11 protein-coding genes are annotated in these 14,548 nt (G+C 45.4%); 3 read left to right on the top strand and 8 right to left on the bottom strand.

Annotation, left to right across the window (positions count from 1 at the left end; genetic code table 11):
• The first annotated feature begins 4 nt into the window (after nt 1–4).
• The 3 genes from lapB (at nt 5) to R7Q48_RS07395 (ending at nt 4,304) form a co-directional block, all read left to right on the top strand.
• Nucleotides 5–1,180, top strand: coding sequence for a lipopolysaccharide assembly protein LapB (gene lapB, locus R7Q48_RS07405; protein WP_005376665.1), 1,176 nt, complete (start codon nt 5–7; stop codon nt 1,178–1,180).
• An 84-nt stretch (nt 1,181–1,264) separates the two neighbouring features.
• Nucleotides 1,265–1,966: an orotidine-5'-phosphate decarboxylase gene (pyrF, locus tag R7Q48_RS07400; protein WP_005376667.1), complete on the top strand. Its 702-nt coding sequence runs from the start codon at nt 1,265–1,267 to the stop codon at nt 1,964–1,966.
• A 499-nt stretch (nt 1,967–2,465) separates the two neighbouring features.
• Nucleotides 2,466–4,304 carry an extracellular solute-binding protein gene (locus R7Q48_RS07395; protein ID WP_017633867.1) on the top strand — a complete coding sequence of 613 codons (1,839 nt, stop codon included), beginning with the start codon at nt 2,466–2,468 and terminating at the stop codon, nt 4,302–4,304.
• A 60-nt stretch (nt 4,305–4,364) separates the two neighbouring features.
• Here R7Q48_RS07395 and R7Q48_RS07390 read toward each other — a convergent pair whose 3' ends face one another.
• From R7Q48_RS07390 to R7Q48_RS07355, 8 genes are all read right to left on the bottom strand, one after another.
• Nucleotides 4,365–4,604 carry a hypothetical protein gene (locus R7Q48_RS07390; protein ID WP_033905728.1) on the bottom strand — a complete coding sequence of 80 codons (240 nt, stop codon included), beginning with the start codon at nt 4,602–4,604 and terminating at the stop codon, nt 4,365–4,367.
• Between the two features lie 206 nt (nt 4,605–4,810).
• Nucleotides 4,811–5,584 carry a hypothetical protein gene (locus tag R7Q48_RS07385; RefSeq protein WP_222712523.1) on the bottom strand — a complete coding sequence of 258 codons (774 nt, stop codon included), beginning with the start codon at nt 5,582–5,584 and terminating at the stop codon, nt 4,811–4,813.
• Between the two features lie 110 nt (nt 5,585–5,694).
• Entirely contained in the window at nt 5,695–6,273 is a 579-nt protein-coding gene (locus tag R7Q48_RS07380; protein ID WP_256902939.1) for a membrane integrity-associated transporter subunit PqiC, read from the bottom strand.
• A complete protein-coding gene (pqiB, locus tag R7Q48_RS07375) occupies nt 6,273–7,919 on the bottom strand; it encodes an intermembrane transport protein PqiB (RefSeq protein ID WP_213970712.1) in 1,647 nt (548 codons plus the stop codon). Before pqiB ends, R7Q48_RS07380 begins: the two co-directional genes overlap by 1 nt.
• The gene (locus R7Q48_RS07370) at nt 7,912–9,243 is read right to left on the bottom strand and encodes a paraquat-inducible protein A (RefSeq protein ID WP_005385807.1); all 1,332 of its coding nucleotides are present in this window, start codon (nt 9,241–9,243) and stop codon (nt 7,912–7,914) included. Before R7Q48_RS07370 ends, pqiB begins: the two co-directional genes overlap by 8 nt.
• 303 nt (nt 9,244–9,546) lie before the next feature.
• A complete protein-coding gene (locus R7Q48_RS07365) occupies nt 9,547–10,599 on the bottom strand; it encodes a c-type cytochrome (protein WP_158156709.1) in 1,053 nt (350 codons plus the stop codon).
• 8 nt (nt 10,600–10,607) lie between these two features.
• Nucleotides 10,608–11,171 carry a c-type cytochrome gene (locus R7Q48_RS07360; protein ID WP_373921435.1) on the bottom strand — a complete coding sequence of 188 codons (564 nt, stop codon included), beginning with the start codon at nt 11,169–11,171 and terminating at the stop codon, nt 10,608–10,610.
• Between the two features lie 277 nt (nt 11,172–11,448).
• Nucleotides 11,449–14,541 (bottom strand): tetrathionate reductase subunit A, encoded by a 3,093-nt coding sequence (locus tag R7Q48_RS07355; protein WP_256902938.1) that lies wholly within the window; start codon nt 14,539–14,541, stop codon nt 11,449–11,451.
• Nucleotides 14,542–14,548: the final 7 nt, after the last annotated feature.

The raw sequence follows: 14,548 nt of genomic DNA, 5'->3' as shown, positions 1-14,548 counted from the left end.
TTTAATGCTTGAACTACTCTTCTTGTTGTTGCCTATAGCTGCTGCGTATGGCTGGTATATGGGGCATCGCAGCGCTCAGCAAGACAAGCAGAAGCAATCTCATCAAATCTCTCGTCAGTATATGACGGGTCTTAATCTGTTGCTCTCTGACCAATCAGATAAGGCTGTCGATCACTTTATTGAATTGCTCCAAGTTGATAACGAGACCATCGATACTCACCTTGCGTTGGGTAACCTGTTCCGGTCTCGTGGTGAAGTCGACCGCGCAATCAGAATTCACCAAAATCTTATTTCTCGTTCAGGCTTAACACTGGACCAAAAGAACCTCGCCCTTCAACAGTTAGCGAAAGACTACATGGTCTCAGGTTTTCTTGATCGTGCAGAGAAAATCTTCGAACAGTTAGTCGAAGAGCCAGATTACAAAGAGGCGGCTCTTCAACAATTAGTGACCATTTATCAGCAAACACGAGAATGGGAAAAGGCGATTTATTACGCGAACCAATTGGCTAAGTTAGGTAATAAACGCTCAAGGATGCGTGCAAATATTGCCCATTTTTGGTGTGAAATAGCCATGCTCGACCAAGCTGATGGGAATACTAATAAGGCAATACAGCATTTTAAAAAAGCGTTAGCGGAAGACCCGAAGTGTGTTCGAGCAAGTATTGCTTTGGGACGAATTTACCTAGAGTCTGAAGACTATAAGCACACCATCAAATATCTGACGGGGGTACTTGAGCAAGATAAAGACTTTATCAGTGATGTCTTGCCAACTATTGCAGAATGCTATCATCATCTGGGTCAGGAAGATGAACTTGTCGAGTTTCTGAGAGCTTGTATTGATAAGAAAGCAGGCGTATCAGCCGAGTTGATGTTGGCTCAATTAGTTGCTCATCACGAGAACGTTGGGGCTGCTCAAGAGTTACTGACGAAACAATTGCTGAAAAACCCAACCATGAAGGGCTTCTACCGTTTAATTGACTACCACATTGCAGAAGCAGAAGATGGTCGAGCGAAAGACAGCCTATCAACACTACAAGCGATGGTGGGTGAACAGTTAAAAGTGAAACCGCATTACCGATGCCGGAAGTGTGGATTTTCTACCCATTCCCTTTATTGGCATTGTCCGTCCTGTAAAGGATGGGGGACGATCAAGCCAATCCGCGGATTGGATGGTGAATAATTCTTAATGCAGCTGGCAGAGTTTCTGTCCGCTGCATTTTTTTAACTTTTTATTTAATAAGAACCAAAACAGTTAGGAGATGAAATGATCGACCAAAAAGTTATTGTCGCACTGGATTATGATAACCAAGCAGATGCACTTGCGTTTGTAGATAGAATTGATCCTGCGTCATGCCGACTAAAAGTTGGCAAGGAGATGTTTACGCTATTTGGTCCTGATTTTGTACGTGAACTCCATAAACGTGGTTTCTCGGTATTCCTAGATTTAAAATTTCACGATATTCCAAACACCTGTTCGAAAGCAGTTCGCGCTGCGGCTGAAATGGGTGTATGGATGGTGAACGTACACGCGAGCGGTGGTGAGCGTATGATGACGGCATCACGTGAAATTCTTGAGCCATATGGTAAAGATCGTCCACTTCTTATCGGTGTAACGGTACTAACCAGTATGGAACAAAGTGATTTAGCTGGTATTGGTTTGAATGTTGCGCCTCAGGAGCAAGTTATTCGTCTAGCAACCTTGACCAAAAACGCAGGTTTAGATGGCGTGGTATGTTCAGCGCAAGAGTCCTCACTACTGAAGAGCGAACTAGGCCAAGAATTTAAATTAGTGACCCCTGGTATTCGACCTGCTGGCTCAGAACAAGGTGACCAACGCCGTATCATGACGCCAGTAGACGCTATCCAATCAGGTTCAGATTATCTTGTGATTGGTCGCCCTATCACTCAAGCGTCAAATCCTGCAGAAGTGCTGAAGTCGATCAATGAGAGCTTATCTAACATGTAAGCACTGTCTCGATTGTATGGAGAAAAGTGAGGCTAAGATGCCTCACTTTTTACATCGAATGAAAATACTGATCGCGGTAAACAACCATTCCTTTTAACCAGCTATGTCTGATCATTTACTCGCTTTAACCGGTATATCGGGGCCAATTGAGATCAAGGTTCTGCGGTTTATTCTGAGTAAAGTAGGGCTTGGTACTATGTCGATCACACTTTTGTAACATAACTCACTGTGATGCCTCGAAAATGCAATCATGTGTTATTGATGGCTTGCGTTACAAATATCTAAAGAATACTATGGCGAAGATGCATTCACTGCGTTGTAAGGTCTAGGATGACCTAGTGAAACTCTTTGAAATTAATATAGAAGCTGGCAGGACGTCACTTCATATTACGTTCCTATTATTTCCTATCTGCGTATTTTAAATCGCAGCTTTCTGTGAGCTTTCACACGCTGTCTTCCTTGTTACGACCTTAGTGCGCAAACACAACAAGGAAGAAACATGACTAAAAAACTGCCATTTTCAGTACTAGCAACACTGACCGCTGCCAGTTTTCAACTGAGTGCGGCAGAATTGCCAGCTGATATCGAATGGATTTCAAACAACAACGAACCTCTATTTGCCTCTGAAGAAGCGGTACGAGGTGGCACCTATCGCACTTACATTCAGAGCTTTCCGCAAACATTACGAAGTGTTGGTCCAGATGCGAACTCAGGTTTGCGCCAATACTTAATGGATGGTTCACCAAAACTGGCTCAGCGTCATCCAAATACTGGCAAATGGATCCCTCAACTTGCTAAGTCATGGGCGTTTGGAGAGGACAACAAAACCGTATTCTTTAAACTCGACGAAACGGCCGAGTGGTCAGATGGTGAAAAAATTACAGCAGATGATTACGTCTTTATGATGAAGTACTACACGTCAAAAGACATTATCGACCCGTGGTATAACGACTTCTTCACAAACAGTATTGTGAGTGTTGAAAAAATTGATGACTACACGATCAAAGTCAATCTTGCTGTAGCTCAAAGTCATGACTCACTTATGGTTATGATTAACATGCCAAGTAATGGTTTTCAGCCTCGTCCTGAACACTTCTTTGAAGGAGAAAAGGACGCAAATAACGATGGCATGCCTGATAACTTCGTCAGAAAGTTTAACTTTAAATCTGAGCCAACCGCAGCGCCTTACTACATTGATCAAGTGAAGAAAGGTAAGAGCGTAACATTCAAACATGTCGGTGAAGATTGGTGGGGATACAACAACCGCTACTATAAAAACCGTTATAACGTTGAAAAGGTTCGCATTAAGGTAATTCGCGATCCTGATATTGCCATGAAGCACTTTGAGAAAGGCAACTTAGACTACTTTGAGATGGTGCTACCAAGCTTTTGGCATGACAAAACCAATAGTGATGTGTACAAAAAAGGCTATATCCAAAAGTACTGGGGCTTTAACGAAGCACCGCAAGGAGCTGGTGGTCTTTGGATGAATACAGCGATGCCGATGTTGGATAACCTAGAAGTGCGTAAAGGTGTTATGGCAGCCACTGACTATGACGGCATGATTGAAAACATCATGCGTGGAGATTATTCACGTAAACCGCATGGACTCGGCTTTGGTCATGGCGAATACGATGATCCTAACAATACACCGCCAAAGTTTGATGCTGATGCGGCGGTTAAACACTTCGAAAAAGCGGGCTTTGACAAAGTGGGCGCAGATGGTATTCGTGTTAACGACAAGGGCCAACGCTTGAGCTTTGCTATCACCTACGGATACAACTCTTGGACACCGCGTATTGCATACCTGAAAGAGCAAGCGAAACTTGCTGGTCTTGAGTTCACGTTAAACTTGGTGGATGGCTCATCTGCGTTTAAATACATTCTTGAGAAAAAGCATCAGCTAGCGTTTTTGAATATGGGCTCTGGTGAGATCCCTGCGTATTGGGAATACCTACACTCGGATAATGCAAATCGACCACAAACGAATGCTCACACCAACTACAGCAGCCCTGAGCTAGACAAGTTAATTGAAGCGTATGACTCTGAGTTTGATCAGGAGAAGCGTTACGACTTGTCGCATCAAATCCAAAACTATGTCAGCAAAGCAAATATCATCGTTCCTGGCTACATGGTGCCTTATTCTCGAGTTGCTCATTGGCGCTGGGTTAAAATTCCTAAAAACGGCATGACAAAAGCGACAGAATGGGTGCTTCATCCAATGGATATCGGTAATTTCTGGATTGATAACCAAGTAAAAGAAGAGACAGAAGAAGCGATGGACGAGGGTAAAACCTTCCCAGAACTAACGGTAATTGATGATCGTTACAAATTGTAAAGCAGTAGTTTAGATAGAAAATGATAGCCCCGATAATGAATTTTATCGGGGCTTTCTTTTTTACTTAATAAGGTAAGACACTTCTAAAAGGTAGGTTTTTGCATCACCAAGCAAAGAGAACGCTCTATCGATGGTTTTAAATCGATCATCAAGCGAGTCGCTGGATATCAGCTGGCTGAATGTTTGCAACGAAAAAGCTTCGTTTGCTTTGAAGAACTGATGTACGTTTTCAAGCTGAACTTTATGAATATGCTCCACCTTATTTAGGGCGGTGGTTAAATCGGAAATGTTAATCGACATTGCTACTCGGGAACCTTATCAATAAGACCTATATGAGGTCATAGAGTGGGGTTTTATATTTTGCGACAGAGAGTAACACCGAAGAGCAATTTATAGTCTGATGAAGATCAATTTGCCTTATTTAAGCATCTGTAACGCGGCACTAGACGTGTACCTAGAGCTAGTACACGTTACAACGCTTGAATATAGGCTAGGGTTTCACCTGATCAAAAGTAAAAGCCAAGTCCGACTAAAAGCCCTTGAGAAGCTGTATCATATTCAAATACTCCCTCATTTTTGTAATCAACCCAGGTCGACTTGTAAGCTAAGTTGAGATCAGACCATTCGTTAAAACGATAACGAACACCAGTTTGAATGGCATAAGTGAAGTGAGTATCGTTGCCAAGTCCGGCGTCGATGCTGGCATGAAATCGCCAGTTTTCGCTCAATTCATCAATGAGTCGCAAGCCAACTAAAAAATCGACCCAATCTTCTTGTAATGACAGTCTATTTTCTAGTACCCGGTTATCATTACGATACAGCTTGCCGGTGATGTCATTGTCCCACCAACGTAATCCAAACATATAATCCAGTTTACCAAATGAATATTGTTCGCGTTGGAATGCCTTTGCTTCTAGAACACCTTGCCGTATTTCGATGTCCGCACGATAACGAGCGTTAGGCAGAGCGCCCTTGATATTATTAACATCACCACTTAAGTTCATGAAACTATAATCTATGTAGTAGCCCCACTTACTTTGGTAAATACTCTCGAATCGCAACATCGCCCCAATATCGAGGTGGTCTACGATGAACTTAGGATCGACATCCACCTCTGATGAAAAGCGACCAATACTGGTATCCCCGTGGATATTCAGTCCTAGCATGTACACTTCTATGCTATTTCGCCAACGAGATTCTTGTGTCTCGGCTGAGAGCGCTACTGATGTAGGTAATACAAGAATGAGTGAGGAGAGTGATAGCAGGTTACATGGTTTCATCCAATTTCCTTTTCGGCTTTTCGGCTTTTCGTCAGCTTTCAGCTTAGTAGAAGTCGCTACACTCTGCATAAAAAAGGGAAGCAACTTGCTTCCCTGTAATTAACATTGACTTAGAGTTGTTTGGCAATGTCTGAGGTTAGGCTTTCTAAGCCTATGGATAAAGCGTTGACGAGCGCTTCATAGCCTTCATCTTGAAGCGGCTTTGAGATTTGTATTGGCGCACTGTTTTCGACCTTACCTTCGGCATTAATGAGTAACCATTCTCCCTCAATTTCGATATTACCTTTGTAGCTGCCATTAAATTTATTTAACGTAAGCTGTAGTTTGGCTTCACCGCTTTGATCCAACAGATTATTCATTTCAGTCGGCCAGTAATGACTTTGCTTGTGGCGTAGTTCCGCGACGACTCTCTGAGTGATTTGCTCAGAAATACTGTGCGCCCATTGATTGTGTTTCGCCTGAATAACTAGGGTCTCAGAGGTTCGATAAACAATGCCATTATCATTCAAATAACTCGCCAATGTCACTGGACGAACAACTAAAGTTGGGCGCTGAGCGATATCAGAAGAGCTCAGCGTCACTGGTTCCACCTTAGGTAGAAGGTACATAGCTCCTTTAGTTTGCGGAGCGCTACTGCAACCCGTTAGACCGACAAATAGCGCGATAGACAGAAAGAATACTCGTTTCATTAGTTTTGGCCTTTAATTGGTATTGGGTCACTGATTTCATCTTCTCCAAACACAAGAGAGTTTGGCTTTTCGTTTAGCTGTTTAAGTACGGGTTTAAACTCTGTCATCACGCTTTCTAATTCTTTTAGCGTGGCTTCCATTTCGCTGTACATGGTTGAGTTGGGCCCATAACCATCGAGTGTTTTTTGTAATTGCTGTAAGCTTTGGCGAATATCTGTTGGGATCTCTTGCGTCTCTTTTTGATTCAAAAGTTTATCAATACTGTCCGCCACGCGTTCTGCTGAAGCTAACGTTTTTTCAGACGTTTTTAACGTTGAATTGAGAGAATCTAGCGTTTCTTCCATCGGTAAGTTATTAATCTTATTTAGGAAGTCGTTCACTTGGCGCTGAACCTGCGCAAAACCACCACGCATGGTTGGGAAAACATCTAAATCAGCAAACTTACTCGGGACGTAAGGCTCGTCATTTGGATAGAAGTCGGCGTCAACATACAGTGCGCCTGTTAATAAGTTACCTGTTTTTAAAGTACCACGTAGGCCTTTAGCAAACTCACTCTTCAATTTATCTTTTAACATTGGTAAAGATTGGGATTGGAAATCGCCATAAACACGGCCGAGCTCGATACGTACCAATACAGGGATTTTTTTCGCAGAAAAGTTCTCTTCTGGGGTTGGAAGTCGCATTGGTACACGCATCACAGTACCAATTCTCAAGCCTCGATATTCGACAGGTGCCTTACGTTTAAGTCCTCGTACCGATTCATCAAAAAGCATAACGAATTCAATATAATCATCGTACATGCCTTCTCGAAGTTGTTTAATATCATCGTACAAGCGGAAGTTGACCATATTTTCAGTGAGCTGTTCACCGGATTCAAGACCTGGAACGGTATCGAAGGTAACACCACCCGTTAGCATGCTCTCTAATGAGCCAAACTTGACTTCGAACCCTTCAGCGTTGAGCTGTAAATCTACGCCAGAATTCAGCCAGAACTTGGTACGAGTGCGCACTAAGCTGTCATAAGGCTTGAAAATAAAGAGTTGGTATAACGCTTTGCGAGTGTCAACATCAAAGCTGGTTTTCTCTACACGACCAACCGTAAAGCCTTTATAAATGACGGGGTCACCAACGCCTAGTTTACCGGCCTCGCGATGTGTTAACACAAGGCGTAGCCCCTCCGCATCAGGAGAGGCGACTGGGGGAACATCTAAGACCGTAAAGCGCTCTTTCTCTATTTTAGATTTACCCGGCTGAAGTTGGATATAAGCGCCAGAGAGCAAGGTCTCTAAACCTGAAACGCCATCACGGCCAATACGAGGCTTCACCACCCAAAACATGGTGTCATCTCGCAGCATGCGTTCTGCATCCTTGTTCATTTGTGCCTTAGCGATGATGTGATCGTAATTTTCACTGAGAGTGACTTCAGTAATCAGCCCGACTTTTACATTCAATGCTCGGATTTCGGTTTTGCCAACCTCAATCCCATCTGCGGTTGGCAGTTGGAGAGTAATTTGTGGGCCTGTACTGTTGATATATTGGAACAGCATCCACGCTCCCATGGCTAGCGCAAGGATCGGGACAATCCATATCGCGGAAATCTGCTTTTGCGGTTTTATTTGAGCGGTTACGTTGTTCTCATCACTCATATTTGGCTTTCTCGTTTAAGTTGTCAGAAATCGGCTCCTGCACTTCGTTTTGTGGCAATTGCCACAACAAACGTGAGTCAAATATCATTGCAGAAAGCATAGTAAAAATGACCACTGCCGCGAAAGAGAGCGCAGCAGGACCTGGATAAATCGCCATTAAGTTTTGCAGCTGAACCAGTGCAACTAAGATCGCGACGACGAAGATATCGATCATGGACCAACGACCAATAAACTCAGTTATGCGGTAGATCTTTAAGCGTGAAATACTCTCTTCGTGCGGAAGATATCGCGCTTTTTGCGCATTGTAATACAGCCACGCGAGTGCCAGCATTTTCGCCATTGGAATAAATACGCTAGCAAAGAAAATTACCATCGCAATAGGGTAAGAACCTAAATGCCAAAGCAATATTACCCCCTCCATGATAGTTGAACCTTCTGCATGTCCAAGGCTTACGGTGTACATCATAGGGTAGAGGTTCGCAGGGATATAGAAAATGACTGAAGCAAACAAAAGTGCCCAAGCTTTTTGTAAATTGTCTGCGGGGTTGTATTTGTGAATAGGGCTTTTACAACGAATGCAGTGTTGGTGTTTTTTAGCTTCAATAGGGTTGAGCTGGTGACACGTATGACAACCAATATGGTTGTGGTTATGGTGCGTATCACCCTCTTTTACATCAGATAGCTCGATAGCTGGAATAAAGTGCCCCCAGAGCCAGCTTTTGTCGACCATTGATATGCATTTGACTACCAGAACGGTATATACACAAAACGCCCAGAATGAAGTGCCCATTCCTATGTCTGCGAGGGAAGCGATTTTAATTAAGCTGACCAACACGCCAATCAAAAAGACATCCACCATTAACCAGGGTTCGACTCGAAACAGAAGACGGCATAAAACTTTTGCCATTCGTTGCTGCTTTCTAGAGGGGGTATGTTTACGTGCTTTTAATGCTTCAAGGTGAAGAAAGAGAATGAGACCAACATAGATTGCAGGCAAAACGATAACTGTTGCGAGTAGCAGCACACCCAAAAGCACATTTTGAAACTCAGCCAGCATTTTGGCAGCGTGCAACAAGGTGATTTCTTGCGACAACCCTTGCACGCTGAACGACATAAAAGGGAAAGAAATGCTTAGCACTAACATGATCAAACATGCCGATGATATGGCGATCACGCTTTGGTAAGGCTTGGCATTCACTTTAGTCAGCGAATGCGAACATCGAGGACATTGTGCTTTTTGCCCCTGTTCGATATCGGGAATGCGAACAACAAGGCCGCACTCTTCGCATGAAATTAACTGACGGGAATTAGGTTGAATACTCATCGGGTAGGTTTTAGATTCATTTGCTTTAAGAATACTCTTTTTTCACTAGGCACGCTTGTTTTGATTCAGGAGTTTACGAGTTTCTTACTTTTGGCATTAGAGCATATGGGAGATCTAAGACATAAACGAAGTCGCGTTTGGTACAAGATTTTACGGCGAAGATGAATATGTTGGAAGCCGAAAGTAATATGATGTTGCTTGTTTATTGGAGGGGGTAACTACTTGTTTTTAAGGGTAAGTAACCCTGCCCAGATAATCTGAGCAGGGAAAAAGAGCATTTTATTTAAGGTGCTTAGTTGTACTTTACTTGACCGTTCCGCTCTTAAAGGCATTGGAGCCGACTTGCGTACCGTTGAGCGTTTTGCCGTAATAGCCTTGGTGCTGGTGATATTTCTCCGCGTTTGCGGTGACATTGCCTTTGAATCGAGGATCTTGTGGACGCTCATGGCTGTTAACGTATGCTGCGACATCCCAAGCTTCTTGCTCTGTCAGCTGCACACTTTTCCCAAGCGGCATGTTTTCGTAAATAAAATAGGCCGCTGTGTTAATCCGGTGCATACCTGCGCCCCAGTTATACGCATATTCGCCCCAAAGTGGTGGAATGTATGAGTGGCCGTTGGTGTCTTTGATGCCAGAACCGTCGGCGCGATGGCAAGTTTCACAGTTCTTTTCGTAGACCAATGCGCCTCGCTCTATTGATGGTTCTTGCTCAGGGGCGGCGATTTTTGGGTAGCCACGCCCAGAGAGATTACCTCGCTTTTCAACTGGTAATGCTTGTGCGATGGCTTCGGGCAACGGAAAGTCTTTTGCTTTTCCACCAATTTGCAACGCTTTTGCGTCTAGCTCTGGAATGGGTTCATCCGCCATACCATGTTTGTCAAGCAAACCGCCCATCGCTAACCAGTAGGCGTAAGCACTAAGGGCAACAATTTCTGGCGAATCGTAAGCGGGCGCTTTACCGTTCATGGAATACTCGAAACAACCCTGGATACGGTCAGCATAGCTGTTTACGCGATCGTTTTTCTTACGATATGCCGGGTATGCCATGTAAGCTGCCCACAGTGGCGCAGCGTTTGCTTTTCGTCCTGCCTCCATATGGCAGTTCACACAGTTTTGTTCGTTGCCAACGTATTTTCCGCGCATTTGTTGTGAGTTAACAAAGAGCGAGTAACCGCGTTTTACTTGCTCACCAAATGCGGTGTTTGGGATTGTGCTGAGATCACGCGGTTTTAAGTATTCACCGTGATTTTCTTTTTCTATCGCAGGTAGCTCTTTCTGGCGGTCCGGTAATGGATCGTTAGCTAGTACGAGCGTAGAAATGAAAGGCAGTGCGAACAAAGAATAGAAACGTTTCATGACTGCTCCTAGTAACGTAATGAGGCAAAGTAGTAAGCAAGATTTTCGATCTCTTTGTCAGTGAGATTTTTTGCGATGGTCCCCATCATATTGAGCGGGTCGCCACTGCGAGTGCCGTTTTTCCATGCCATCAATTGCGTTTTTAAGTAATCAGCATGTTGGCTTGCGAGGCGAGGGAACTTGTCGACGCCCATACCGCTGGCTCCATGACAAGTTGCGCAAGCTGGAATGTTTCTATCCCAATCGCCTTGGAAAATTAATTTACGATACGGGTTACGAATATCAGCTTGGTCGCCGCGTTGTTCTGGATTCGTGAACTCATAGCTCGGGAGGTTAGCAAAGTACTCCATCACTTCCTTCCGATCTGCGGGATCGCTGAGTTCCTTCGCCATGCCTTGCATGACCACATTTTGGCGTTCGCCACTAAGGAATAGTTCGATTTGAGTGTTGAGATAATTCATGTTTAAACTTGCGATCATCGGCGCGATATTTGGCTGTCCCATGCCATCTTGGCCGTGACAACCGCTACATACGCTGGCTTTTTCCGGAATAGACGAGGCGCTTGCGCCCATAGTGGTTGCTAACAAACAGGCCACCACCACTGGAAGAATTTTTGACATGCTGACTCACTTTAATTTTTATTAATATGTCTAAGTGCTACTTGGTAGTCACTTGGACAATATTGTCGGCCTTGTCAATAATGAAAGGTATTGTGGATTTCCACATATTTAATAAGTGTAAATGGCCGTATTTGTTTTTATTGGTTGTTCTATAAGCGATAAAAACAAAGTGGTGAAGAGCTGCACAAATCGGCAGCTCTAAGTGGTAGAGACGTCTTAACGTGCGGCGTTACGCTTTGCGGATTTTGGCCGGCAGGGACTGACGTGCCGCCGCGCCCACGACCCAATCCAACAACACGCCTTTGCCTTCTCGAGTAGGGTCAATTAAGCCAATGTCGTTAATATTGACGCCATCTTGGCTGCGCGTTTTTACGGGTTGTTGTTTATCGCCGATCCAGTGCGAGCGTTGTCCTAGCTCGGTATGACCAAACCCATGTTCAAATCCGAGTGTACTAGGGCGAATCCCGCTGACTATCATCGCAAGTGCTTTGGTGCTTGCAGATGGTGTCTCGATAACAAACTCATCACCCGTTTTAATGCCTGCGCGCTCGGCATCGATTGGATGGATGTACACTGGGTTTACGCCTTTAATCGAGTTCAACCTTGGCGATAGGTTGGATACCGCACTGTGAATGTTGGATTTAAAGTTCGTTAGGCTGAAAGGCCATTCTGAGCTTGGGAACTGGTCTTCCATTGGTGTGCCATCGGCAAGTTTTTGTGGATGCCATGTTGGGCAACCCGTGTAGAAATCACCGGTCATGGTGTTTCTTGCGCTGCCGACACGTTCATTCCATATCGCGACAGGTCGTGTCCATTTGTGCTTCATTTGCTCACCTTGATACGCTTCGGTTGCATTTTCAAAACGTCCACCGCGAGCAAAAATAAACGCCACACGTTTCATCTCATCCGCTGTCAGCGTCTTCTGCATAGCTGGCATTAAACGCTCTAGGCCGGACCACGCAATGTCTTCTGCCGAAACTTCAGGCACCCCGCCTTTCACATAAGCCAAGTTTGCCGCGGAACGTAAGTAGAAATCTTCAGCGCTGTGGAGAGCGTGCCAATTCCCTTGCGCATCTTGAATCGCGTTGTCACCAAAGCCGCCTAGTTGCATTTTCTTGGCGACATCAATCAAAAAGTTTTCTAAGCAAATCGAACGACCATCGGCGGTTTTCTCTGTTCGCGCTTCCACAATCGGCCAACGAGCGGTGACGGTTTTCACCGGAACGTCGTGCCAAGGCGTTGCCATACCCCAGCTTTCGTAGGTGACCGTGTCAGGTACAATATAATCCGACAACGCGGTGGTTTCGTTAATGAACGCATCAACAGACACAATCAAACCGAGTTGTTTTGGATCTTTAAGCTTGTCTTCCAGCAGCGTTTTCAAACCGGGTACACCATACATCGGGTTCGCCATGTGGTTGATCCACGCTTTAACGCGGTATGGATACCCATCAATAGCCGCAGACAGATGCTCTGTCAGCAGTGGCGCGGCAAACGGATACCAAGGGGCGCGAGTTGGGTAAGGTGATTCACCTGCCTCAACGCGACGTTTGTATTCGCTGGTTTTGTGGTAGGGGAATTTACTACGCGACAAAAAGACGCCTTTCGGGCCGACTTTGCCAGCAAATTTGGTGAAGTCGTAACGAGGACCCGCAGCGGAAGTTGGGTAGCCACCCGCTTTGGCCATCGCGCCGCCTTTCATATTTATGTTACCAATCAACGCATTGAGCATCATGATGGTAAACGAGTTATAGAACCCATTGGTGTGCATGTTGCCACCGTGGGTATCGACCACCGCTTTTGTTCCGTGACTGGTGAAGCGCTTTGCTAGTTCAACAACTTGTTCGACAGGGATTTCACATTGTTGGCTGTAGAACTCAAGACTGTATTTGAACGCCTCTTCTTTGAGTCTTTGTAGAGACGATTTTACGCGCACTTCGCCCGATGCAAGCGAAACCGTTTTATCGATAAACAGTGCCGCTTCCTCAGCTTGGGTATGAACACCAAATTCGCCGCTTTGCTCATCCACGATGACGTACGGGTCGGAGTCAGACAACGCTTCGCCCTCGAATGGCAGATTCAAGTCGGACGCGCGTAAAAACGTGCCGTTTCTCGGGTGCTGATTATCGCTTATCACGAGATGCGTAGCATTACACCAGTGCGCGGTGCCGGCTCGTTTCATCGCGTTTGCCCCCGGCTGCGCCAAGAAGGTTTTGTTGTAGCGTTGGTTTTCGATGATCCACTGGATCATGCCAAGCACGAGGGCAGAGTCGGTGCCTGGTTTGATTGGTACCCAGCGGTTGTTGTCACCGGCAGCCAAGCTCGATGAACCAGCAGGCAAACTTGGTGTGATGATGGTGTATTCCAAGCTACCTTCTGTTCGCGCATTGGCGAGTTGGCGCGCCTGACGCTTAAAAGGGTTACCCGCTTGAGCTGGTGACATACCGATGAAGATGATGTATTCCGCGTTATCAAAGTCTGGCTTCAAGTGCGCGTTCTTATCTAAATCGTTCATGAATGCGCCGCTGCCAGCACGAAATGCGTAGCCGCAGTAAGAGCCATGATGCCCAAAGTTACGCGTACCATAGCTGTTGAACGCGAAGCGTTTGAATATGTCGTCTCGGCCTTCGTTACCGGCGTTGGTCATTAACAGTTGGTTGGCTTTCGGTCCATATTCTGGGTTTTCAGGATCAACGGGCGTTGTTAAATCGCGCATGTCGCGTAAGCCATCAACATGACCTTCACCAAATAAATCACCGCCCTCGACGACTTCTTCTATCAGTTGTTCGTAACTGATCGTAATCCATTTTCCTTCGCCGCGTTTTCCAACTCGTTTCAGTGGCTGAGTAATGCGGTACGGGCTGTTGCGAATTTCTAACATCCCATTGCCACGTGCGCATGCTGTTGAACGACCGTCAAGGCCCGCTTCTCCTGCCAAACTTAAATAAGCATCTTTGACTGGCGTTTCGAACGGCATGTGTTGCTGATGAGAGAGTGGGTGATATGGGTTGCCAGTAATGCGCAAAATCTCGTCGCTGCGGTTATCAATGCGTACACGCAATCCGCACAGTGACCAACAACCAAAACACATCGATGGCGCAACGCGCTGATTTGGATTCGGGATTAGGTTGCCTTTGCTGTTGACCGTGTACTCTGGTTCAAGCGAGTTACCGTGGTGAATATCACGCGTTTTTTCTCCCGCAGTGCCTTCGAGCGCACCCTCGACTATGTGTTTGGTGGTGGTAGCGTAACCCGCAGCGAATGCGCCAAGCCCACCCACTGCAATGCCTGATTTCAAAAACTGACGGCGTTTGTTATCCATGATGAAA

Source organism: Vibrio sp. 378, assembly GCF_033339435.1.
The sequence above is the reverse complement of the archived record's forward strand: the minus strand, read 5'-3'. Positions and strand labels throughout refer to the sequence as shown.

Coding starts and splice junctions, on each gene's coding strand:
- lapB (WP_005376665.1), top strand. CDS start 5: ATGCTTGAACTACTCTTCTTGTTGTTGCCTATAGCTGCTGCGTATGGC.
- pyrF (WP_005376667.1), top strand. CDS start 1,265: ATGATCGACCAAAAAGTTATTGTCGCACTGGATTATGATAACCAAGCA.
- R7Q48_RS07395 (WP_017633867.1), top strand. CDS start 2,466: ATGACTAAAAAACTGCCATTTTCAGTACTAGCAACACTGACCGCTGCC.
- R7Q48_RS07390 (WP_033905728.1), bottom strand. CDS start 4,604: ATGTCGATTAACATTTCCGATTTAACCACCGCCCTAAATAAGGTGGAG.
- R7Q48_RS07385 (WP_222712523.1), bottom strand. CDS start 5,584: ATGAAACCATGTAACCTGCTATCACTCTCCTCACTCATTCTTGTATTA.
- R7Q48_RS07380 (WP_256902939.1), bottom strand. CDS start 6,273: ATGAAACGAGTATTCTTTCTGTCTATCGCGCTATTTGTCGGTCTAACG.
- pqiB (WP_213970712.1), bottom strand. CDS start 7,919: ATGAGTGATGAGAACAACGTAACCGCTCAAATAAAACCGCAAAAGCAG.
- R7Q48_RS07370 (WP_005385807.1), bottom strand. CDS start 9,243: ATGAGTATTCAACCTAATTCCCGTCAGTTAATTTCATGCGAAGAGTGC.
- R7Q48_RS07365 (WP_158156709.1), bottom strand. CDS start 10,599: ATGAAACGTTTCTATTCTTTGTTCGCACTGCCTTTCATTTCTACGCTC.
- R7Q48_RS07360 (WP_373921435.1), bottom strand. CDS start 11,171: ATGGGCGCAAGCGCCTCGTCTATTCCGGAAAAAGCCAGCGTATGTAGC.
- R7Q48_RS07355 (WP_256902938.1), bottom strand. CDS start 14,541: ATGGATAACAAACGCCGTCAGTTTTTGAAATCAGGCATTGCAGTGGGT.